At 44.7% G+C, this 24,200-nt stretch carries 22 protein-coding genes; 6 read left to right on the top strand and 16 right to left on the bottom strand.

The features are described 5' to 3' along the window. Positions 1–76 precede the first annotated feature (76 nt). The 4 genes from vanR to ACIRUQ_RS01590 all read right to left on the bottom strand — a co-directional run bounded on the left by vanR (position 77) and on the right by ACIRUQ_RS01590 (position 4,438). Complete coding sequence (gene vanR / locus ACIRUQ_RS01605) at positions 77–784, bottom strand: VanR-ABDEGLN family response regulator transcription factor (RefSeq protein ID WP_021740355.1); 708 nt, start codon at positions 782–784, stop codon at positions 77–79. Positions 785–860: 76 nt separating this feature from the next. Beyond that, complete coding sequence (locus ACIRUQ_RS01600) at positions 861–1,832, bottom strand: carbohydrate kinase family protein (protein ID WP_022035085.1); 972 nt, start codon at positions 1,830–1,832, stop codon at positions 861–863. Between the two features lie 147 nt (positions 1,833–1,979). Then, a complete protein-coding gene (locus tag ACIRUQ_RS01595; RefSeq protein ID WP_022035086.1) occupies positions 1,980–3,005 on the bottom strand; it encodes an asparaginase in 1,026 nt (341 codons plus the stop codon). A gap of 23 nt (positions 3,006–3,028) precedes the next feature. Beyond that, positions 3,029–4,438: a PLP-dependent aminotransferase family protein gene (locus ACIRUQ_RS01590; RefSeq protein ID WP_055290489.1), complete on the bottom strand. Its 1,410-nt coding sequence runs from the start codon at positions 4,436–4,438 to the stop codon at positions 3,029–3,031. Positions 4,439–4,627: 189 nt separating this feature from the next. Here ACIRUQ_RS01590 and pdxS point away from each other — a divergent pair, with 189 nt between their 5' ends. Together pdxS and pdxT are read left to right on the top strand one after the other, a co-directional pair. After that, positions 4,628–5,503, top strand: a complete 876-nt coding sequence (gene pdxS, locus ACIRUQ_RS01585) for a pyridoxal 5'-phosphate synthase lyase subunit PdxS (RefSeq protein WP_021740360.1) — start codon at positions 4,628–4,630, stop codon at positions 5,501–5,503. 2 nt (positions 5,504–5,505) lie between these two features. Then, entirely contained in the window at positions 5,506–6,150 is a 645-nt protein-coding gene (pdxT, locus tag ACIRUQ_RS01580; RefSeq protein WP_022035088.1) for a pyridoxal 5'-phosphate synthase glutaminase subunit PdxT, read from the top strand. Between the two features lie 126 nt (positions 6,151–6,276). Here pdxT and ACIRUQ_RS01575 read toward each other — a convergent pair whose 3' ends face one another. The 12 genes from ACIRUQ_RS01575 to ACIRUQ_RS01520 form a co-directional block, all read right to left on the bottom strand. Then, positions 6,277–7,350, bottom strand: a complete 1,074-nt coding sequence (locus ACIRUQ_RS01575) for a M23 family metallopeptidase (RefSeq protein WP_022035089.1) — start codon at positions 7,348–7,350, stop codon at positions 6,277–6,279. A gap of 106 nt (positions 7,351–7,456) precedes the next feature. Continuing rightward, positions 7,457–8,533 (bottom strand): acyltransferase family protein, encoded by a 1,077-nt coding sequence (locus tag ACIRUQ_RS01570; protein ID WP_022035090.1) that lies wholly within the window; start codon positions 8,531–8,533, stop codon positions 7,457–7,459. 360 nt (positions 8,534–8,893) lie between these two features. Then, on the bottom strand, positions 8,894–10,555 hold the full coding sequence (locus tag ACIRUQ_RS01565; protein ID WP_055290488.1) for a L,D-transpeptidase: 1,662 nt from the start codon (positions 10,553–10,555) through the stop codon (positions 8,894–8,896). A gap of 103 nt (positions 10,556–10,658) precedes the next feature. Then, positions 10,659–11,681, bottom strand: coding sequence for an acyltransferase (locus ACIRUQ_RS01560; RefSeq protein ID WP_022035092.1), 1,023 nt, complete (start codon positions 11,679–11,681; stop codon positions 10,659–10,661). A gap of 12 nt (positions 11,682–11,693) precedes the next feature. After that, positions 11,694–12,764, bottom strand: a complete 1,071-nt coding sequence (locus ACIRUQ_RS01555) for an acyltransferase family protein (RefSeq protein WP_055290487.1) — start codon at positions 12,762–12,764, stop codon at positions 11,694–11,696. 95 nt (positions 12,765–12,859) lie between these two features. Further along, a complete protein-coding gene (locus ACIRUQ_RS01550; RefSeq protein ID WP_022035095.1) occupies positions 12,860–13,981 on the bottom strand; it encodes a glycosyltransferase in 1,122 nt (373 codons plus the stop codon). Between the two features lie 13 nt (positions 13,982–13,994). Continuing rightward, entirely contained in the window at positions 13,995–14,870 is an 876-nt protein-coding gene (locus ACIRUQ_RS01545; protein WP_055290486.1) for a glycosyltransferase family 2 protein, read from the bottom strand. Between the two features lie 18 nt (positions 14,871–14,888). Beyond that, positions 14,889–15,638, bottom strand: a complete 750-nt coding sequence (locus ACIRUQ_RS01540) for a DUF4422 domain-containing protein (RefSeq protein WP_022035097.1) — start codon at positions 15,636–15,638, stop codon at positions 14,889–14,891. A gap of 184 nt (positions 15,639–15,822) precedes the next feature. Beyond that, positions 15,823–17,265: a hypothetical protein gene (locus ACIRUQ_RS01535; RefSeq protein WP_055290484.1), complete on the bottom strand. Its 1,443-nt coding sequence runs from the start codon at positions 17,263–17,265 to the stop codon at positions 15,823–15,825. 13 nt (positions 17,266–17,278) lie between these two features. Next, complete coding sequence (locus ACIRUQ_RS01530; RefSeq protein WP_055290483.1) at positions 17,279–18,736, bottom strand: flippase; 1,458 nt, start codon at positions 18,734–18,736, stop codon at positions 17,279–17,281. A 30-nt stretch (positions 18,737–18,766) separates the two neighbouring features. Further along, the gene (locus ACIRUQ_RS01525; RefSeq protein WP_021740376.1) at positions 18,767–19,975 is read right to left on the bottom strand and encodes a hypothetical protein; all 1,209 of its coding nucleotides are present in this window, start codon (positions 19,973–19,975) and stop codon (positions 18,767–18,769) included. Between the two features lie 9 nt (positions 19,976–19,984). After that, positions 19,985–20,770, bottom strand: a complete 786-nt coding sequence (locus ACIRUQ_RS01520) for a DUF4422 domain-containing protein (protein WP_022035100.1) — start codon at positions 20,768–20,770, stop codon at positions 19,985–19,987. A 451-nt stretch (positions 20,771–21,221) separates the two neighbouring features. Here ACIRUQ_RS01520 and ACIRUQ_RS01515 point away from each other — a divergent pair, with 451 nt between their 5' ends. From ACIRUQ_RS01515 to ACIRUQ_RS01500, 4 genes are read left to right on the top strand one after another with little or no spacing between them, the layout of a single operon-like run. Continuing rightward, positions 21,222–21,518 carry a thiamine-binding protein gene (locus ACIRUQ_RS01515; protein ID WP_055290482.1) on the top strand — a complete coding sequence of 99 codons (297 nt, stop codon included), beginning with the start codon at positions 21,222–21,224 and terminating at the stop codon, positions 21,516–21,518. Then, positions 21,487–22,269 carry an ABC transporter permease gene (locus ACIRUQ_RS01510; RefSeq protein WP_055290481.1) on the top strand — a complete coding sequence of 261 codons (783 nt, stop codon included), beginning with the start codon at positions 21,487–21,489 and terminating at the stop codon, positions 22,267–22,269. Before ACIRUQ_RS01515 ends, ACIRUQ_RS01510 begins: the two co-directional genes overlap by 32 nt. Continuing rightward, entirely contained in the window at positions 22,266–23,345 is a 1,080-nt protein-coding gene (locus ACIRUQ_RS01505) for an ABC transporter substrate-binding protein (protein WP_055290480.1), read from the top strand. Before ACIRUQ_RS01510 ends, ACIRUQ_RS01505 begins: the two co-directional genes overlap by 4 nt. 1 nt (position 23,346) lies before the next feature. Then, positions 23,347–24,081 carry an ABC transporter ATP-binding protein gene (locus ACIRUQ_RS01500; protein ID WP_055290479.1) on the top strand — a complete coding sequence of 245 codons (735 nt, stop codon included), beginning with the start codon at positions 23,347–23,349 and terminating at the stop codon, positions 24,079–24,081. Positions 24,082–24,200 lie beyond the last annotated feature (119 nt).

Here is a 24,200-nt window from a genome sequence, read left to right as displayed (position 1 = left end):
TGCAACACACGAATTCATTCCTCATATTGCTACTATGTAAAAAACACTATTTTTTCTATTTCTGCAATATACCATCTTATTCGATCGTGTATCCCACGCCCCAGACCGTTTTTACATATTTCGGTTTTCGCGCCGGCTCCTGCATTTTTTCACGCAGACGGGCAATATGTGTCATAACCGTATTGTTGTTGTCCAGATATTTTTCCTTCCAGATTGCCTCAAACAGCTCCTCGGAAGATACTACCTTTCCCTGATGCTCACACAGATACCACAAAATATCAAACTCGATTGGTGTCAGGTTTAATTCCACCCCATTTAAGGTGCATTTATGTTTATTTTTACAGATTTGCAGACCGCGAATGTCGATCTCGTCTGCCGGCAATGTTTCTTCCGGTTCCATACTTCCGGGATTGTACCGGGTATAACGGCGCAGCTGTGTTTTTACCCGCGCCATCAACTCCAACGGATTAAAAGGCTTCGTGATATAGTCATCTGCACCAAGTGTCAGACCGGTAATTTTATCCATATCCTCAACCTTTGCTGTCAGCATGATAATTGGGAACAGGTATTTTTCACGGATTTTCTGGCAAAGTGTAAAGCCACTCATGTCCGGGAGCATTACATCCAAAAGTGCCAGATCCGGTTCCTGTTCTTCCATTACACAGTGCAGGGCATCGGTGGCATTATAAAATTTCAGCACCTCATAGCCGTCGTTTTTCAGGTACACTTCTACCAAATCTGCAATTTCTTTTTCATCGTCTACTACTAATACTTTTTTTCCCATATTGATGTCTTTCCTTTGTTATACTTTCGTGTAAAGCAGACACTTGCAATCGGCTGCTGCAACCGCTCACCAGAGTTTAACATACTTTTTCTGCTAACATCTGCTCCACTTCCTCTTTGGTCGGGATTGCCGGAATTCCACCACGTTTCTGCACACAGAGTGCTGCAGTTGCGTTTCCACATACGGCACAATGGTGAATTTCTTCCCATGTCAAAGATTCAATTGGTTTTTCCAATGATAAATATGCACTTAACGTACCGCCCCAGAAAGAATCACCTGCACCAGTTGTATCTACAGATTGTACAGAGAATCCTTTCATGCGCTCTTTTTTCTCTTTGGTCGCCATCAGTACACCTTCGCTGCCAAGAGTTACTGCAATGAGTTTCGGTCCCATCGCAAGCAGTTTGTCTGCTGCGGCTTCATAGGTTGTCTCCCCGGTAAGAAGCAGGCTTTCCTCATCGGATACTTTCATGACATCTGCATAAGAAATCATGGATTTCATATTTTCAGCTGCTTCTGCTTCGCTGCTCCACAGAGTTGCACGATAATTCGGATCATAAGAGATCAATGCACCTGCTTCTTTTGCACAGGTTACTGCCGCTACGGTCGCATCCTTTGCCGGCTGGTCTGTCAGGGACAGGGAACCAAAATGAAAAATTCTACAGTTTTGCAAAAGTTCTTTGTCCAGTTCATCCGCACGCAGTTGTGTGTCTGCACCCGGTTTTCTCGCAAAGGAAAATTCACGCTCACCATTTTCATCAATGGCTACAAATGCCAGTGTTGTGAAATAATGATCATCTTCAATCAGGTTAGAAACACCAATATTTTCTTTTTCCAGAGTCTTTTTCAAAAATGCACCATGCATATCTTTTCCAACTTTTCCGATAAATTCTGTCCGATAACCCATATGGCTGGCAACCGTCAGCAGATTTGCCGGAGCTCCACCTGGATTCTGTTCAAACAAACGCATACCATCTGCACCTGTTCCAGCTTCTGTAAAATCAATCAATAATTCGCCAAGTGCTGCAATATCAATGTTTTTTTCCATATTTCCAATCCTCCACATTCTACAATGATGCTGCGACGTTCTCGCTTATAATTTTCTTTATCATACCACACAGAAATTTCAAAGAAAACTGTTTCCGAAATTGCTATATAGAAATGCACGAATCCTCTTTTATGTGATTCTTGTTTTTTAGCGAAATTCTCCTTCCATGCGTTTTGTAAACAAGATATCATGATTCACCAACCGGTAAAAATCCCGCTTCATTTCCTCAAAGGTCTGATCTCCCATTCCCATGAGCCACATCATTTTTGTGATCGTTGCTTCCAGCGTCATATCGTAAGCTTCCAAAATTTTAAAATCCAGTTTTACTTTTTTTCCGACTTCGTACACCGTCATATTACTGCCCTCATTGGCCACCTGGGTCGTCATGACAAGGATTTTCCCCTTATCTTTCCACTTGTTCATCTGCGTATAAAATTCATCCAGCAGTGACTCCGGTATTCCACCCACACCAAAACTCTCTACCACCAGACAGTCATACCGTTCAAACAGATATGGCAAAATATCCGGCTGCATGCCCGGAATCAGCTTCAGCACATAGACGCTGTTTTTCATCTCATAGTAGAACCGCACCGGTCCGGTATATGGCATTTCTGTGATATAGCGCACGAGCATACCATCCTGGATCACCGCCTGATATGGGAAATTAATGCTGCAAAATGCATTGTAGCTTTTCGCCCGCTCTTTTCTGGCTCTTGTTCCGACAATGACTTTTCCGTCAAACACAATGTTGACATCCTGTGAATCGTTGTCAGATGCATAAATGAAACTGTCCAGCAGGTTTGTTTTTGCGTCTGTCACATCCATCTCAATCGGCTTTTGTGCCCCGGTAATAACAATCGGTTTCCTGGAATTCTGGATCATATAAGACAGCGCGGCTGCTGTGTATGCCAGCGTATCCGTACCATGACAGATGACAAATCCATCATATCTGTCATAATTTTCCTGCACGGTCTTTACCAGCAGCTTCCAGTGCTCCGGTGTCACATTCGTGCTGTCCAGATTGCATACTTGCAGGGAATCTACCTCACAGATTTTGCTGACTGCCGGAATATAATTTAAAATATCTTCTGCGGAAAGACCCGGCGCCAGTCCATATTCTGTCTGCTTGGAGGCAATGGTGCCTCCGGTTCCTATCATCAATATGTTTTTCATCGTTGCTCCTTTTTCTTCCCTTATTATGTATTTTTTTCTGACAACAGCTGACGGATCCTTTCACAGGCTTCCGGTATCTTTTCCAGATCTACACAGGAATAATTAATGATAAAATAATGCTCCCGGCTGTTTTCTGCTGTCAGGAAATATTCTGACAGCGGACGCATTTTTATTCCCTGCTGCTTTAATTGTTCCGAAAGGCACTGGTCTGACCATTCTGTCTGCAAATACAGCAGGAAATGTAATCCTGAATCATTTTCAATAATCCGACATTTTTCCTTCAGGGAGCTGTGTTCAATCGCCTCGATCAGCCTTTTGCGCTGTCTGCTGTAAAAAAGCCGCATCCGGTTGATATGTTTTTCAAAATACCCCTGATTAATAAAGGCTGCCAGCGTATACTGCTCAAAATTTGACACCGTACAGGAATAAAAAGAAAGCTGCCGGTAAAATTGATTTGCCAGATGTACCGGCAGGATCATGTAACTGATACGGATCGTCGGCGTCAATGATTTGGAAAATGTATTCATATAAATCACTTTTTCACAGGCATCCATACTGAAAAGTGTCGGCAAGGGCTTTCCATTTGGACGAAATTCACTGTCATAATCATCCTCAATGATATAACGCCCATTTTTTTCATTGGCCCAGGCCAAAACTTCATATCTTCGGTGCGCAGGCATGGTAATCCCACTTGGAAAATGATGCCCCGGACTGATATGTGCAATGTCAGCTCCTGATTTTCGCAGCCCTTCTACGGTAATCCCGTCCTCGTCCATGTCCGCATAGCGGCAAATGATCTGATGTTGCTGATAAATCTGTACCAGTTTTTTATATCCCGGATTTTCAATACAATATTCCCTGTCATTTCCAAGCAGCTGCACCAGCATACCATACAAATACTCGGTTCCGGCTCCCATGACGATCTGATTCGCATCCACCAGCATCCCGCGGAAGGACTTCAGATATTCTGCAATGGCTTTTCGCAGTTCATAAATTCCGCCTGTGGGAGAAACTTTCATCAGTTCCCTGCTGCGAGTGGACATTGCTTCCCTCAGTAGTTTCGCCCAGACAGAAAACGGAAACCGTTCCGAATCTACCTTATTTCCGGACAGATCAATGTCATATCTCACCGGTTCCGCCGGCACACGAATATCCAGTGAAATATGACTCTCTTTCGGAATCCGTTTTATCTCTTCGATATCCGACACATAATACCCTTTCTTTGGAATGGTATAAATATAGCCCTCACTGATCAACTGGTCATAAGCATTCTGGATCGTTATGGTACTAATGCCATTGTGGGTCGCAAAGGTCCGCTTGGATGGCAGTTTCTCCCCCGGCTGTAAAACCCCCGTTATAATATCGTGTTTCATACATTGATACACCTGCTCATAAAGCGGTACATCATTATGTTCAAAGACATACGTCAGCATAGCTTCTCCCCCTGTCTGACATCTGTTTTTTTATCAGTTTGATTATTTTTTTATAACCAGTTCCATTATATAATAGGCATCAGCAAATGGCAATCACAATGATTACAAATCACTTATACAGCATAGCGATCACAATCTGTGCGGATTGCAAAAACAAAAAAGAATTAAAATATATGGAGGATTTTACAAATGGACAAAAAACAATATGAATTAAACAAAGGCCTGGCTCAGATGTTAAAAGGCGGTGTCATCATGGATGTTACCACACCGGAGCAGGCAAAGATCGCAGAAGCAGCCGGTGCCTGCGCTGTCATGGCTCTGGAGCGTATCCCGGCAGATATCCGCGCCGCCGGTGGTGTTTCCCGCATGAGTGACCCGAAAATGATCAAAGGGATCCAGGAAGCAGTCAGCATTCCGGTCATGGCGAAATGCCGTATCGGACATTTCGTAGAGGCGCAGCTACTGCAGGCGATCGAGATTGATTATATTGATGAATCCGAAGTTCTGTCTCCGGCTGATGATGTATATCATATTGATAAGACACAGTTCCAGGTACCTTTTGTCTGTGGCGCGAGAGATCTCGGAGAAGCGCTCCGCCGCATCAATGAGGGTGCATCTATGATCCGTACCAAGGGAGAACCTGGTACCGGTGATGTCGTTCAGGCTGTCCGTCACATGCGGAAAATGAATGCGGATATCCGTCGCATCACTTCCATGCGTACAGATGAACTTTTCGAGGAGGCAAAACAGCTCCAGGTTCCATATGAGCTGGTACTGTATGTACACGAAAACGGCAAACTTCCGGTCGTAAACTTTGCAGCCGGCGGCGTAGCAACTCCGGCTGATGCAGCTCTGATGATGCAGCTTGGTGCAGAAGGTGTCTTTGTCGGCTCAGGAATCTTCAAATCCGGCAATCCTGCCAAACGTGCATCCGCCATCGTCCAGGCAGTTACCAACTATACGGATGCAAAACTCATTGCAGAACTGTCCGAAGATCTCGGTGAAGCGATGGTTGGTATTAATCCAAGTGAAATTCAGATCATTATGGAAGAGCGGGGTAAATAGAAATGACCATCGCCGTACTTGCCGTACAGGGTGCTTTCATCGAGCATGAACATATGCTGGAAAAGCTCGGGATCCCCTGTATCGAAATAAGAAAAAAAGCTGCTCTGTCCGGTATCGACGGTATCATTCTCCCCGGCGGCGAAAGCACCGTTCAGGGACAGCTGCTGGAGAAACTGGATATGAAGGAAGCGCTACGAGACATGATCAAAAATGGACTTCCGGTGCTGGCCACCTGCGCAGGTCTGATCCTGCTGGCGGAACATATCGGTGAAAAAGAAACGCCGCATCTTGGAACGATGCCGGTCACGGTCAGACGGAATGCCTACGGCAGACAGCTTTCCAGTTTTATGACCACGGCTGATGTCAAAGGTATCGGAGACTATCCGATGGTTTTTATCCGGGCACCGTATATTACGGATATGGCAGACACCGCAGACTCTGTTGACGACTGCAAATCTGTTCCTTCCTCTGTAACAAATGAGGAACATGAAAATCAGACTCATGATGTGATTATTCTGTCCGAAGTAGACGGACACATCGTAGCAGCCCAGTATCAGAATCAGATCGGGCTGGCATTTCACCCGGAGATGACGGATGATACCCGGATCCATCAGTATTTCATTGACCTTGTGAAAATGCATTGTTAAAATCCTATAAATTTTTCCATAATAAATTACTTTCCGATAAGGAAAAGCTCTTGTTGCCAGACATTCTCTGGCAGCAAGAGCTTTGCTTTTCTCAAATCATCCTGTTACAGATGCTTCTATTCTTTTTTACGGCTGTACCATACTCAAAGGATCTACATATTCTCCATTTACCTTAAAGCGGAAATCCAGATGATTGCCGGTGGAACTTCCTGTGGTTCCGACATACGCGATAACCTGTCCCTGCTCCACATGATCGCCTTCTTCGACAGCCAGTGCGGAACAATGCAGATACATCGTCTCTACACCGTTTCCATGATCGATGGTGATATTATTTCCAAAGCTTGAACTGTAAGTTGCTTTTGTAACAACACCGGAAGCGCTTGCCATAATATTTGTTCCTCCCGGTGCCGGAATATCAACTCCATCATGAAATTCTTTTCCGTGGAACGGGCAGATACGCTCGCCGAATGTATCACTTAATCTGGTGTAGCCGTCCAGTGGCCATATATACGCTTCCTGGGAAACCTGTCCGCCTTTTACCAGATACTGTTTTCCATCGATTTTTACATGACCGTTATAGGAAAAATCAATCTGACCGTTCCGTACATACCAGGTTCCGTTTTCATTGGATGCAAGTCCGGTATAGTCAAAATCTACTCTGCCCCCCTGCAGATACCACCAGCCATATTCATTGGCAGCCAGTCCGTTAAAATCAAAGTTTACTTTTCCGCTCTCAATACGGAACCAGCCATACTCATTCTGCTCCAGACCGAAATGGTCAAAATCTACCATTCCTTCATGAATATACCACCAGCCATACTCATTTGCAGCAAGACCTGTATAATCAAAATCTACTTTACCACCGTTTAATTTCCACCATCCATACGGATTTGCTTCCACACTCATGCTGTCAAAATTGACATCACCCTGCTCGATCCGCCACCATCCATAGATGTTCTGATCGATTCCGTAATAATCTTTGGCTATCTCGCCATCCACATACATGTGCCATTCACCGGTTTTGTCATCCAGCTGAAATCCATTCCTTGTTTCTTCCTTTTTCTCAGACTTCGCAGACTTTGTCGTTTTTGCTGTTTTTGCTGTTTTTGCTGTACCTGCATAAGCCGGTGACACCAGCATCCCTGCTACTACAATACCAGCCAGCGCAGATGCCATTACTTTCTTTCCTGAAAAATTCATCTTTGCGGTAACCCCTCATTTTTAAATATCTTTTTTATTCACATTAATAAATATTATATAATTTCTTATGAATTTTTTCAAGATTTTTTAATAATTTCGTAAAGATTTACGCATCCTGTTCCGGATAACAGCATAGTTTTTTTAAACCACGGCCCAGTGCCCCAAACAATGGTTTTCCAAGTTTTACCAGCAGGTGCAGAATCAATGCCGCCACAAATATAATCAGGAACATGTTCCATTTTTCTATCTCATATCCCCAGAAGCTGATGATCACCGCTTCATGGATACAGTAGATTGGAAGGCTGAGCGTCCCAAGCCATATCAGCGGCTGCAATTGGATCCTTGCTGTCAGTGATTTTCCGGACAGCATCAGACTCAGCAGAAGGATAAAGCAGCCAATGAGCAGACCATCCTGGGAAAATCCACTTGTGCATGCAAAACACAGCACAAATGCCAGCAGAGACAATTCTGCCAGTGTAAGTAATGCTGTTCCAACCGGTTTATAACGGTACCGTCTGATCCGTTCAGACAGAACGTAGATGAGTCCGCCTGCCAGCATGCCGGCAAGTGCACGCAGATCTACTGCCAGAAAAGCTCCATGATCCGCATGCCAGCCATTTACGGTACCATCACAGATAATCAGGTATCCATATAGCAGCATCGGCAGAAAACTGATAAGCCACGGACCAATCTTCTTTCCCAGGTACAGATACAGATACATCATCACTGGCATTGCCACAAACATCGCACAGATATACCACAGAGCACCACCCATGATATAAGAAGTCTGTACCGTGTCGGAAATAGGAACATCCGCCGGCATCATACCTGTTCCTGCCAGATAGAACAGATTTACCGGCAGATACAGGATCCATTTCACAAGTTCCATGCCTGTAAACTGATATTTCCAGGCAGAGATTATGCAGTCTGCCACAAATCCCACGGTCGTATACGGCAGTAAACGCTTGAATTTGTCGATCGTATACTGAATCGGATAGGTTGCCTTATTCTCAATCTTTCCTTCCATCCGCACCAGATGTTTGATGGCAAAATACCCGGACAGCATAAAGAAGAACTCCACAAAAATCCATCCGGTCGTAAATCTTCCGCCTGCATGATAGGAAAAAATGACATAACACGCTAGAAATCGGCACAACTCCACCATATTATTTTTCTTTTTCAAAACCTGTTTCTCCTCCGTCTCTTCTTTATTAACCCTTGTTATACTTCTGTCACTCTTACAGTATACGCAGAAATTGGGGTGAATTCAAGTCGAACGCACGTGAGACTTGGTGCGTGATTCTGGTCAGCGAAAGCTGACATATTCTTCTCAGAATCACTGCACATCCTCGCGGAGCGTTTATCTCAGTCGGAGATTGTACTCCCACTGAGAAAGACTTGTTATTACTCGCCACTTGCAGAAGTGGGAGTCTTCTCGACTGAGATAAACAGGAAAAGCACCGGTATTACATCCGATGCTTTTCATTTTCTTCACCTATATCCAATGATGCGACTGTCAGAAATAGATTTTGCCGCTCCTTGCTTAATAAATTCTGACTCTTGTTCCGTTTGGAATCGTATCATAGATCCATTTTGCTTCATTGATCGCAAGTCTGACACATCCGTGAGACAGTTTCATGCCGAGACGTCCGTCCTGGATACTGCTCATACTTCCATGATTATAAATAACAGAATGGAAGAGATAATCTCCGTAGAACTGTGTATAATACCAGCAGGTATATGTATCGGTACCGAAAGATTTTCCACGACCGGTTACTTTGAAGTCGCCGGTTACGGTTGGTGTGGAATTTTTACCCGGTGTACAGGACAGGTTCTTCACTGCTGTCCAACAGCCGTTCTGACCGTAAAATACAACAGTTCTGCAGGCGTTGGTATCTGTCACGATCAGCCAGTTTGTATCACTATTCGCAGAAGCTGCCCTGGAAGCAATGGCACCAGAAACGCCCACCGGTACTAATTTACCGCCGGAGATCGTGCAATTCAGTCCCATCCACTGCACGGTTCCACTGTAACCAAACTGAAGCTGTCCTCCGCGGAAATACCAGGAACCACTCTCATTCGGTGCGATTCCATTAAAAGTAAAATCAATTTTTCCACCGTTAAATTTCCACCAGCCCGCGGCATTGCCCGCCATGCCGTTAAATCCGAAATCCACCTGACCGTTGGTAAATTTCCACCAGCCTGCTTCGTTGGACCCGATTCCATTATAGTTAAAATCTACCAGTCCTCCGGCTACATACCACCAGCCGGCTTCGTTTTGTACCATTCCGGTATAGTTGAAGTCTACCATGCCTCCGGTGATTTTCCACCAGCCTGCTTCGTTTTGTGCCAGTCCATTGTAGCCGAAATCAATGCAGCCATTCTGTAAGTACCACCAGCCGACTTCATTATTTGTAATGCCATGGAACCCGAAATCGACCATTCCGTTGGTTACTTTCCACCAGCCTGCTTCATTCGGTACCAGACCACTGTAAGAAAAGTTTATTTTTCCGCCCTGGACATACCACCAGCCATTTTCATTTTCAGCCAATCCGGTGTAATCGAAGTTGATTCTGCCGCCCTGGACACACCACCAGCCATTTTCATTCGGAATGAGACCGTTTGCCTCAAAGTTGACTTTTCCGCCTTCAATGCGCCACCAGCCGGCTTCATTTGCCTGGAATCCGACATAATCAAATGCAACTCCGCCACCACGGACATACCACCAGCCGTTTTCGTTATTAGCAAGTCCGAAATAGTCAAAGTTTACCTGTCCGTTTTCTACATACCACCAGCCGTATGCGTTCTCTGCCAGACCGGTATAAGATTCATCTACATCACCTTCGGTGAGATACCACCAGATACCATCAATCTCTTTCAAACCGGTAAAAGCTTCATCCTCTTTGCCGTCATCTTTGCCCATATCGTCTTTGCCGGTATCTCCTTTACCGTCATCCTTGCCGGTATCTTCTTTTCCAGTATCTCCTTTACCGTCATCTTTTCCGGTGTCTTTGATTTCTCCCTGAATATCATCTGATGTTCCGGTTCCGGCAGTGCCATTTTCTGTTGCGGCAGCCTGTACCGTTACGGTTCCGTTCTGTACCGAAGCTGCATCTGTCACTTCTGATGCCATGGCCGGAGAAGCCAGTAATCCTGCTGTCAGAACAGCTGTCATAAGTCCGACACTGAGTTTTTTTAATTTCATGTTTTGTTCCTCCATTTACTTACATGTACACGCAAACTTTTTCTTTCACAATTCCGTGTACCTTTGCATTCCAATATCCCATTGCATCTGATCTCACACCTGATCAGGATGGAATCGCTTTCCTGATGACCGGAATCATCTGCAGGATTCTGACTGCCACAGCGGAGATCAGGAAGATTGCAATCGTTCCAAAGATCCGGTACTTGATGCTGGTGATTGGAAATATCTGATAGATTGCCACCATCTGTACTAAATAGAAGTGTACCAGATATATACCAAAAGTCAACGATGAAAATGGTGCGGTCAGTTTTGCAAGGCAGCCCAACGCTTTCTCATTTTTTATATTCTTAAAAAACAGAAATATTCCGGTAGAGTACAGAATACACGGAACATTCCGATACTCCTTAAATGTTGTATCCACGGTTCCGTTCTTCAGGGACAGAATCTGTGTTCCCACAAGCATCAAGAGGAAACCTCCCAAGGCAGCGGCGTAGATAACGCAACGCCATTTTTTCGACAGCTCATAATTATCGATCCAGTATCCCAGCAGCGTGTAGATCAGATATCCGCCCACAGCCGGCATTCCAAATCCCTCATTAAATTCAATATGCATTAGATTACATACAAGCGGTGCCAGTGCTTCCAGAACAAAATACACCAGGATCGCATAGCCAAAGATCCGCTTTCTGTACTTCTCCGGAATACAGGACAGGATCGGGATACACAGATATACGGAAAACAAAGCCGGGAAAAACCAGTAAATATCCACATATCTTGTATTCAGAATTCCATCCACCACTTCCCGGATGCCCTCCGGTCTTGCGTGATATACGATATAATACCAGATCGCAGAAATCACAGACCAAATCAGAAACGGAACAAGCGTTTTTCCAAATCTTTTTTTGAAAAATACCGCTGTGGTATAACGTTTTCTGTAATTCAGTAACGTTGCACCTGATATCATAAAGAAGATCGGCACTGCAAAATAGCAGATGCACTCTATAATATTTGCGGTGATCCAGTACCTGTCATAGCTGAACTGCCAGAAGCATCCGTTGACATGCATCGCCACTACAGCCAGACAGGCAATGACACCCAGTATCTGTATATATATTTTCTTTTTCATACGATTATCCTATCATGCACAGCTTTGTGCTTTTTTTGTCTGTATGGACCGCCGGATTTTTTTCCAGGCAGTCAGCACCAGCATCACTACCAGAAATACGATAATATCTGCCACACAGCGCCGCAGGGCCGTGTGGAACTGATGTCCTTCCACATGCCACACAGACTCCCAGTTGCCATCCAGAATGTGTACACACAGCAGATACAGAGAATTTCTGCCCAGGAACACGATTGGTTTTACCAGATGTTTTGCTTTGCAGAAAATAACACTGAGTTCGCTGATACACATCGTTCCTGCCACAGCTGTAATAAAACAGATTGGGAACAACGGATACCGGCGGTTTGCCAGCTCCAGATAAATCCGTATTTCCCAGTCCGGCACGGTAATCATCAATGTCACAATCCAGATCACACCCCAGATCAGTGCCTTTTTCAATGGAGACTTCGTCAGATCCATCCGTTTCATCCGATAACCCCAGTAGAAAAACGGCATGATCGCCAGTGCGATATCAAGAGAAAACGGCAGCTGCATCAGCATCCCCCAGATCATTCCAATGGCACCTACGATCATGGATACCACCAGAATCTGGGAATCTTCCTTCATACTCAGATGGATATAGTCAAAAATCGCTCTTCCGATAAACAGTGCAAAGAAAAACCAGGCAATTCCGAAAGCGGCTACAGAAATCCCACTGTACTCCACGGAGGTACCACTGCCGATGATAAACGTATACAGTTTTCCCTGCCAGTATTCAAACTGTGTCAGCAATGTCGTATCCTGCACACACTCAATCACTGTCGCGATGGCAAATACGACCACCGCCGGAACCAGCAGATGCTTTGCTGCCTTTTTCTGCTTCATTTTATACTCTTCCAAAGAGTTGGAGCAGCGATATGTCAGAATCGACAGGATAAAAAACAATGGCATGTGGAAGGAAAAAATCAATGCCCGCACATCGCTTCCTGTTTTTCCGACGTCCGCCGTATGCCCCAGTATCGTTGCCAGGATTGCAATTCCTTTTGCAAAATCGATCCATTGGACTCTTCCCGTTTTCACGGCTGTCTTTGGTTCGGTTTTATTCAAGTTTATGTCCCCTCTTTCTACACCGGGCAGATTCGGAATGCTTCTTTCATCGAAAGCATTCGGAACTGCCTTGCTATGCTCCTTTGACTTCAGAATCAGGACAGATACATTTTCTCAATTTCATCTGCCGTAAACTGTACATCGTATCCATGAGAACGGATCTGCTCCGATGCATCCTCACGTTCTTTTCCTTCATAGCTCAAAATTTTGTCTGCCCACTCGGATACATCTTCCTTCAGTTCCAGGAATGTCACAAGATCGGAGATTTCCAGTTCCTCAGATACGTTTACGGATGTAATGACCGGGAGACCTGCTGCCTGCGCCTCAACACCTACGATCGGCAAGCCCTCATAACGGGACGGCAATACAAAGACATCCATGGCCTGCATATAGTCGTTGACATTATTTACCAGACCACAGAAACGAACGCTGTCTGTCAGATGCAGCTCCTCGATCTGTTTTTTCACATCCGGCTTGTTCTCACCGTCACCGATGAGCATCAGCACTGCGTGCTCATTCCGTTTTCTCACTTCCGCAAAAATACGGATCAGATACTCATGATTTTTCTGATAACTGAAACGACCCACATGTCCCAATACAAAAGCATCTTCCGGAATCGCAAGCTTGTTTCGGATCTCACGCTTCGTCTCTTCATTAAATGCAAACTTCTCCAGATCCACACCGTTTTTCAGAACTTTCAGTTTATGATCTACGATTGCCTTCGGGTATTTCCACTCACCGGCTACCACAGAGCAGGCACAGTAGTCCGTCGGTGCACTCATGATATATGGGTAAGATGCCATCCTGGTCAGACGGTATTTTAATGTCTTGTGCTCCGCTGCACAGTGGGAATGTACAATGATCTTCTTCACATGGTTTTTCTTTGCAAAATGTGCCATAATGCATAGAATAGAAATACTTCCGCTGTGAATATGCACCACATCATAAGGATGCTCCTTGAAAAACGCATCAATTTTATCATTGATATTGAAACGGCTCTTACCCGGCTCAAAACTCAGCCCAAAGGTATAGATCGTTCCGCCGAAAGATTTTACGATATCCTCATAATAAGAGTTATCACAATAATAAGGGGTCAGCATATCGATGGCCAGATGCTCATGATTGATATGCTGCACAATGTTGATCACAAAAGATTCCTGACCGCCATTGGAGATTGGCTCTCCAAATACTTCCAGTACACGCACTTTCTTTTCCATAGTTGTCTGCTCCTTATCTCCCATCTGATATATATTCGATGGATGGATTAAATGTTTTGCCTTCTTTGGATGCGGACAGGATCAGTCTGATCTTTCTCTTCTTCTGGGAAGATTTCAAAAGAATCTTCGCAATATGATACCAGATCTTCAGCTGCTGATAAACTCTGCGCTTCCATCCTTCGTGCAATGCGATATACATCTCATTACGGTATGCATAACGATAACGGTCAATACGCTCATCATCGTACACGATGTTGGAACCCACATTATTCTTGGTATCATGCAGCACCTGGCTGTCTTCTACCAGGTAACTCGGTTCCCGCAGTGCGATCCTTCTCGTATATTCCACATCATCGCCCCAGATAAAGAATTCCTTGATCGGTAATCCGTAGGTTGCCACAGATTTGCGCGGAATAAACATAGATACAAAAGAAGACTGTACGATCTGTTTGTACTTGCCTTCTGCCATGCCGCCTTTATATTTAGGGGTATTCATCTCGCACCAGCTGCCGTCTTTCCACAGCACTTTTCCTGCCAGATAGCCATACATGCCGTTCAGGTCTTTGTCTGCCTGCAGGAACTTCTCCAGTGCATCCGGATGCGGATAAGTGTCATCGTCCATGATCCAGATCGCATCATAACCGGCCTCATAAGCACGTCGGATACCAAAGTTAAAGCCGCCGGCGCCTCCCAGGTTTTCTCCGGTATTTTCATAAAGGATCTGTCCTGCATCCATGTAATGACGAATAGTCTCTTCTGTACCGTCGGTACTTGCGTTGTCGATGATCAGGATATCCATCGGTGCATTGACCTGTGCCAGTAATGCTTCGATATTTTTTACTAAATATTCTTTTCGGTTAAATGTTACAACTACTGCTGCTATTTTCATATTGCTCCCAGTCCTTTCTTACCGCAGATGATATAACAGAACACGTTTGCAGGCGGTCAGGAAATTCTTGCCCGCAGACCAGTCTTCTTCTGTATTGACTACGCCAAGTTCACATACCTTCAGCTCATTCTGACGCACCCATACATTCAGCAGACGTTCGCTGATGAAACCGTAGATACGCTTCTGATAATCATTGTATTCTGACAGATCTACCATTGGCTCCAGTTCATCAAAAATAGAAAACAACCACTGACAGTATGCGTTAAACTTCTCTCTGCTGCAGATCATCATATTGAACAGATACGCTTCCGTATCTGTCATGACCGAGTCAAAGGATCTCAGATAATCCGGACACTGGCGCTCAATGATTCCGCGCACACGGTCCATATCTTTTTTCAGACCGGAAATCTGGCAGAACTGCTCCAGCACGTTCGGCTCCATCTTCTGTTTAAACGGTAAAATAATATCATATTTTCCAAGCAGTTTTCGGATATCTTTGTCCGAAAGTTTTTTGCTCTTACTGAAAGATCTGGAAAACAGTCTTCTGTAATGCACAATGCCTACATAATCATCTTTCTGCAGATTTTTCCAGAGCCAGTACACACCGGTCAGCTCACAATAGTTTGCATTTTTCTCTGAAATATTGTCACCGGCATCGTCAAAACAGTCTCCGTATACATGGCCGCGGTAAGCGCCAACCAATAAGACTTTATAATTTTCCTGAGGAATCATGTTAAATTTTTTATGCGTGATCACATATACTGACATTTGATTGCTCCTTTTTCTTTCTCTCACGGTCACATCTGTGTGGTCCGTGTCATTTAAAGTGTAAAAATGCACCCTCTGACCAAGACACAAAATCCCGGTCAGAAGCCGCATTCTTCCCATTTTTCTTACCTCATTCTGAGATCCAGGTCAAACACACACGAATCCGGTGCGTGATCCTAATGTTTTATTCGGTTACGATCGCACCTGCAATCTGAATGTTCTGTAACTGGCAGAAGCCCAGTTCCTGTTCAAGAGTGTCATATGCAGATCTGCGGACCTGTGCGATCAGGACAGCCACTTCATATCCGGCCGCTTTTTCTCTTGCAGCCGCGCTGGATAAGATGTCTGTCTCTACAGTGGCCTCCACACCGGCCTCTTTCAGTTTTTTCACCAGTGTATCGATCCATGCGGTCTCTGTCACTTCCTCACTGGAAAGTAATAACAGCTTCTGAATCTGATTTCTGTTGCAATAACCGGTCACATCTGCACATACGATTGCTTCTTCCACAGAAAAGTCCACCGGTTTCTTTCCCCGGAGGTTGTCATACAGACGAAGCAGCATACTTTTCTTGTTTTTACCTTTTAAAGTTCCCATCAGCTGTACGCCATACAAATAGGTCACATCTTTTTCGTTATTGATGGTTCCGCGCCAGATGTAAGTAATTACAATATAAAGGATTGCAAGAATAATTCCGATGCCCAGACCAAGCACTGCATATTTTTTACTGATATGCGCTTTTACAACTTCTTTTTTGGCAACATCTTTTTTATCTACTTTCTGCAGATTTTTTTCTACCAGTGCTACCTGATCTGCACTGAGTTTCTCTTTTAAAGAATCTACACGTTCCTTCATGGAAACAACACTATTGACACGGTCAATTTTATAAGTCCATAATCCCTGATCCACTACTTCCGCATAGCTCTGATCCACCAGGTTCAGCTTATGTGCACCGGTAGATTCCTGCAGTTTCTGCTCGAAATCACTCAGGCACTCCGGAATAACTGCTGCCAGTTCTTCGCAGGATTTCTGGTTTTTATGGATCACTCTGATTTCAAAGGTCAATGCCGGCGTATCTGTGATCACAGTACTGTCAGAATTTCCCTCATCTTTATCAGAATCTTTATCAGAATCTTTTTCAAAGTAAAGCAGCTCCGTCAGATACTGCAGATCCATATCTATACCGTGATTGATCATATCCTGTGCCAGACTGCCGTTTGTCACATAGTTATCATAGGCACTGAGCAGATCTTTGCTGAGCTGTTTGTCGCCGGTAATGATGCGGTACTGCAAAGTCACACGGCTCTCGTCATATGCATTGATCTGCATTAATACAGAATTGTCCAGATATGCCTGCTGCTCTTTCATATTGTCCTGAACAGCAATGACATTATTCACATCCGTCTGCTCTTTGTCGGTAAGTTTGATAGTCGTAGTCGTATCTTCACTGTTTGCAGCTTTCGCAGCTTTGCTGTCTTTGGCATATTTATAGCCACAGCATAACGCTGCAACAATGATACCAAGAATGATCACCAGTCCAATCCGGCGAAGGATTTCTTTCAACAGATCAGAAACGGTAACAATGCGTTCCTGATCCAGATTCGTATACTCTTTCTCTCTTTTCTCCATGTTTGCCTCCATCTTACTTTTTCAGGAATTTTTCTTTCATCTGACCAACCACTTCGTATACCAGCGGCTCTTTCATCAACAGAAGACCTCCGCCGTAAATGCCGAAAAACAGCAACGCGGTAATGACCAGAATCATAAAGCTGTTCGTTATCGGGAGCAGATGCACCAAAAGTGCCACAACCGTTCCAAGCACACAGGCCAGTACGATTTTTCCTGCTTTTATTTTTCTCATGATCTCCATCAGGAACTTCCACATTGCAATCGCCTGTACGATCAGTACCGCCAGTTCTGCAACCAGAGTTCCGATCGCTGCACCGGAACTTCCCATACTCGGGATCAGTACCAGGTTGATTGCAAAATCAACCACCGCTCCAACGATTTCCGAAATCAATACGACATTCTCCCTGCCCTGCGGAATCAGAATCTGAATACCGGTGATATTCGTGAAGCCGATCAGAAATACCGTCGGCATGATGAGCTGCATCGGGATAATGGCTGGTATATAGTCCGCACCGGACAGCACCAGAATTGCTTCCCTTGCATAGATGATAAAGTAAACCACCAGTGGCAATGCCATCATCACAACAAGCTCCATGGCTTTCGCTGTCACCTTGCGGAACTCATCGTGACGTTTCTGCTCAATATAATATGAAACTCTTGGCAAAAGCACCGTTCCGATGGATGTTACCACACCAACCAGCACCGTTTTTACTTTAACGGCAGCTGTATAGTAACCGGCAGCATCATTGCCCTGCATAAACTTCAGCATAACCGTATCCAGATTTGTATAGATCGTCGTCGCTACAGACATTCCAAAGAAGATCAGGATTGGTTTCATATGATGTTTGAAATCATAATTACGCAGCGGTTTCAGCGTAATGTATTTTCTTACGTTAATAAAGTTCATCACGTTGGATGCGGATGCGGCAAAAATTGTTGTCACTCCGTAAAACAAATAATCGTCCTTTGTATGAATGCACACAAAGGTCAGCACCAGCGCAATGAATTTAAAGAAAAGGGAACGTTTTGTAATGTAGCTGTATTCCTCCAGTGCCTTATACAGCCACTCCATTCCGATAAGATTGAACACAATTGTTGTACTGCAGATGAGATACAACGTCTTGTCCTCTGCCATTTCCGGGATAAAAAACAATGCCCCGAAAAATACTCCGTATACGATCACTGACATGATCATATTAATGATAAAGATCTCCTGTGCCGTCCGGGACAGTTTCTCCTTATCATCCCTGACGATCGCACATGCACGGATACCGTAGGTAGGGATACCAAGCTGTGCAACCATTGCGAAATATGTCACCAGCGCCACAGCAGAGGAAACCCGCCCGGTTCCTGTCGGTGTCAGGATTCGCGATACATACGGGAATGTGATCAGTGGAAAGATCACAGCAGAGAGATTGAGGATTGCATTCATAATAAAATTGACTTTTACTGATTTGTTGTTTTTACTCATTCTCGTTATTCCTGTATTCATTCATTGTTGTTACTTTCTTGCCTTCAGCCTCACATGTGTGGTACGAAACCGCACACGCCGGTTCAGACGGTGGCCTTCCCGGTGGAACAGCGCACTTCTGCCACGCAGGCTGATATAAGTGATGCCGAAAAACGGCAACGGATTGTATGCAAGATTCAGCAGACGAGGCTCTGTTATAGAAAATGCAGTAATCAGAAGCACTGCCGTCTGCAGATAAAAATCTTTTTCCTTTACGGCCATATACATAATATAAGTATATACAGCTATGATAATGACAAGCGGAATCAGACCGTTTTCCAACAAAATCTGCATGTAGGAACAATCTACATAATTATAAGCTCCTGCCGTTGCATTGTGGCTGAAACCGATCCACTCGATTTTTGTTCCGAGCAGAGAAAAGCCATAATCTCTCCATCCAAAGCATCCCAGTTCCAGTCGTCCGGAAAGCACACTGTTGATCTTCTGCCAACGTGCATCGGTCGGTATATAAAAAATCTGACATGCCACGGCAAGGATACAGAAAAATGCCGGTGCACCGATCAGAAGCCGGTTCTTGCGGATCCGATCCTTGCGGTTCTGCCAGTAGAAACGCATGACATAGACGTAAACCAGCAGCAATGTGGACAGATAAAAACTCATACGGGCATCGGTCAGTTTGTACAACCCGAAGTTTACTGCCTCCAGAATCACATACTCGATCAGGTGTGCACGCTCTTCTCGCAAATAAATATAAAGAACCATAAAGTAAAAATAAAGGATCGCACCTGTTGTCGTCCATAAAAATCCAAGTCCGTGCCGCTGACGGGTAGACGCATCAAAGATATAATCCGGTATGATACCGATCTGTGACATGACCACGATTGACAGCAGCATCGCTCCCTGTATGATGCAGGTCAGCTTTACGATGGTTCTGACATTGACTTCCTTTGCAGCAAGAATCATGATCAGGTATAAAATGAACGTACTGTTGCCGGAGCAGACTACGGTTCCCACCGTGAGTACACCAAGGATTGCCACGCCCCAGATCTGTTTTTCCCGGTAACTGTCCTGCAGAATAAGCAGCGCTGCCAGGAAATAGCACAGGTAACGGACATACTTAAAGATAGAAGATGCCGCACCCATTTCCTCAAACGCAGTCTGTGACAGGAGCAATACGATCATATATACGGTGTAGATTATCAGAAAGAAACTTTCTCTTTTTGTTGTCCTGTATTGCATAATCCTCCCCTAAAAACTTCCTTCGTATTTCTTTTTCCCGAATTTTGCTTTCAGGAAGGCCATTCCTTTTTTCTTCCAGTCGATTTCTTCCATATGAATATAAGGAATCTCTTTGATTTCTTCTTTCTGATTCATCAGCCATACATTAAAGATGATCTCGCTGACTCTTCCGTAAAATCTTCCCTGGAAAAAGGAATACTCTCTGTCTCCCACACGTTTTTCCAGTTCAAACAGAATGTCAAACAGCCAGCTGCAATATGCATCTGACAGAGATTTTTCCATTATATACATATTAAACATATATCCGCCGGTCTGCTTCATTACTTTGTCAAAGCTTTCCAGATAATCCGGATATTTTTCACTGATGATTTCTCTGGTAATATCAAGATGTTCCGCATAATGAGTATGCGCATAATGAGAATAAAGTGATTCGATATAGTAGTTCCGTCTCTTCGGAACAATGATCTTATACTTCGGAATCAGCTGTGCCAGCTCATCCCCGGTAAGTACACACTCCATCGGTGTATGACTTTTGCGGAAAGATCTGCTCTTCATAGAAAAGTGACGGCGGTAATGTGCCAGTCCAAGATAATCACAGTCCAGATTTTTCCACGCCCAGTACAGTCCGGTCAGCTCACAGTAGCTCGGATTTTTTGCGGAAATATTGTCTCCGGTATTATCCGGCTGATATGGCAATGCATCTTTTCCTTCCCTGCCGACATGTACCGGCAGATAAATGTCATCCTGAGGCATATCGTACATTTTATGTGTTGCAATAATTATTTTCGCATTCATCAGCATTTACTCCTTTTCCCGCCGGCTGCCTGCATCTGCCCTGCCGGCTATTCAAAATTCAGGTTCAGTCCACGACTGAGGTGAATGGAAACCAAATAGTCTGTTTTCCCACATGCAGATAAGCCATGGAACTCTTCCACAGCAATTTTTCTGTACGCAAACAGACTACTTTTTGTCAAATTGATTTTGGTGTCAAAAGACCCATATCCTGATTACATTTTATAGGTCTCATTCACTTTATCATCTTTCCTGTTAATTTACAAGAAATATTTCCTTAATAAATTATTTAGGATTGGTTGACATCCCAAAATCTGTGCTGTATGATACCAGCTGGACAATGTCAGCCCTGGAAGTATATCGGAATACTGTTATGCATTTTTAGCGCCTGCCACCGGCAGATATTTTTCTGATTTTCACTTCACAGGCATTTTTTATCAGGAGGAAAATAATTATGAACGCAAGTGTAGCGATTCAGGTACTGCCAACCGTAACAGATGAAAACGAAGTCATCCGTATCGTGGATGAAGTGATTGACTATATCAAATCCACCGGTCTGAACTATTATGTAGGACCATGCGAGACATCTATTGAAGGGGACTATGATGAGCTCATGGAAATTGTAAAAAACTGCCAGCTGGTTGCTGCAAAAGCAGGCTGCCCGGCAATGAATACTTATGTAAAAATTTCTTTTAAACCAGAGGGAGATGTACTGACCATTGACAAAAAAGTTACAAAGCATCACCAGTAAGTTTCCGGCCATCGCCGCACTGGCTCTGATCGTGCTCGCCTGGTATCTGCTCTGTGTATCTGGGCTGGTTCCGGCTTATATGCTGCCCTCCCCGGTCAATGTGGCAAAAGCACTGATCTCTGACATGCCGCTGATCCTGATGCACGCCAGATATACGTTGCAGGAAGCCTTCTACGGACTCTGCATCGGTATCCTGCTGGCCTTTGTCAGTGCCACCCTGATGGATCGCTTTCTCACCATCAATCGGGCATTTTATCCGCTGATGGTCATTACTCAGACGATTCCGACCATCGCCATTGCACCGGTTCTGGTACTCTGGATGGGCTTTGGCATGGCACCGAAGGTCGCCCTGGTGGTCATCACCACCTTTTTTCCGATTGCGATAGGTCTGCTGGACGGTTATAAAAGTGTCGATCCGGATGCAGTGAATCTGATGCGCGCCATGGGTGCCACCAAATTCCAGATTTTCCGGCATCTGAAATTTCCATCAGCCTTAAACCAGTTTTTTTCCGGTCTGAAGATTTCTGCTTCCTACGCCGTTGTCGGTGCTGTGGTTGCAGAGTGGCTGGGCGGATTTAACGGACTCGGTGTCTATATGACCCGTGTCAAAAAGGCATACTCCTTTGACAAGATGTTTGCCGTCATTATTTTTATCGTAATCATCAGTCTTCTGCTGATGCTCGCAGTCAACATTATCAGAAATCTATCCATGCCGTGGATAAGAACAGAAAAAGAGGGAAATGAAACATGAAAAAAGATTATTTAAAGAAACTTGCCGCTGTGTCTGTGGCTGCCGCTATGGTATTTTCCATGGCTGCCTGCGGAAACACCGACACAGGCAACCATGCAGGAAATGCTTCTGAAAGCTCTTCCGCTGCTGCGGAAAACACTTCCAAAAAGGATAACAAAGATCTGACAAAAATCACGTTCTGTCTGGACTGGACACCGAACACCAACCACACCGGTCTGTATGTGGCACAGCAGATGGGATATTATGAGCAGGAAGGTCTGGACGTTCAGATCGTACAACCGCCAGAGGACGGTGCTGCTCTGATGTGTTCCGCAGGTCAGGCTCAGTTTGCCATTGAGGCACAGGACACCATGGCAGCATCCCTGGACTCTGATGCCCCGCTTGATATCACAGCTGTTGCTGCTGTATTACAGCATAACACATCCGGTATCATGTCCCGTAAAGGTGACGGCATTGATACACCGGCCGGCATGACAGGCAAGACTTACTCCACCTGGGAATCTCCGATCGAGCTTGCTACTCTGGAGACAGTTGTCAGCGAGGATGGCGGTGATTTCAGCAAAGTAAAACTGATTCCGAACGACATCACAGACGAGCCGGCTGCACTGGCTGCTCATCAGACAGATGCCATCTGGGTATTCTACGGCTGGGGCGGCATCAACGCAAAACAGGAAAATACAGACTGTGATTTCTTCTTCTTTAAAGATATCAACCCGGTATTTGATTACTACACACCGGTGATCATTGCAAACAATACGTTCTTACAGGAGCATCCGGATATTGCAAAAAAATTCCTGGAAGCAACACAGAAAGGTTATGAATATGCAGTCCAGAATCCGGTAGATGCAGCAAACATGCTGATTGCAGGTGACAACACCGGTTCCCTGAAAGGTTCTGAAGAGCTGGTTCAGGCTTCCCAGCAGTATATTTCCGATCAGTATATTGCAGATGCAGCCAAATGGGGCTTCATTGATGCAGACCGCTGGAATGCATTTTACAGCTGGCTGGCAGAAAATAATCTGACATCCACAGATCTGACCGGCAAAGGATTCACAAACGACTATCTGGGAAATTAAAATGGCATTATTAAAAGCAGAACATATTACAAAAACATATGGTCAGCGCACGATCATCAAAGACATCAACATTGAACTGCATCAGGGCGAGCTGGTCTGTCTCCTGGGCGTCAGCGGTTCCGGAAAGACAACGTTATTCCACATTCTCTCCGGACTGACCACTCCTGATGAAGGGCATGTCTATCTCAATGACCGGGATATCACTTCCACGCCCGGCCAGATCAGTTACATGCTTCAGAAAGATCTGCTGCTGCCACACAAGAAAATCATTGATAATGTGTCACTTCCGCTTATTTTAAAAGGAATGAAGAAAGCAGACGCCCGGGCAAAAGCAGATCCGCTCTTCGCAGAATTCGGACTGGACGGTACCCAGTATCAGTACCCGAGCCAGCTCTCCGGCGGTATGCGCCAGCGTGCCGCACTGTTGCGGACCTATCTGTCGTCCAATGGTGTCGCACTGCTGGACGAACCATTTTCCGCGCTGGATACTATTACAAAATCCAACATCCACAAATGGTACCTGAACATCATGACGCATATCGACCTGTCCACGCTTTTTATCACCCATGATATCGATGAAGCAATTCTGCTCTCGGACCGTATCTATATACTGAACGGTACGCCGGGTGAAATCAAGGACGAGATCGTGATTCATGAGCAGAAACCGAGGCCTGATGATTTCTATCTGACGGAAACGTTTCTGAATTACAAACGCGACATTATCAGTCGACTTTAGTTTTTTTATCTTTTTATAAGAAAAAGTTGAAAACGGAAACCAACACAGACACGGAGCATTTTCCTATCGTCTGCGTTGGTTTCCGTTTTTTCATCGGCGTGAACATATATGTCAAAAGT

Source organism: Eubacterium ramulus (genome assembly GCF_045002895.1).
Lineage (GTDB): Bacteria > Bacillota > Clostridia > Lachnospirales > Lachnospiraceae > Eubacterium_I > Eubacterium_I ramulus.
Note: the sequence above shows the minus strand (reverse complement) of the source record. Positions and strands in the feature narration are given on the sequence as shown.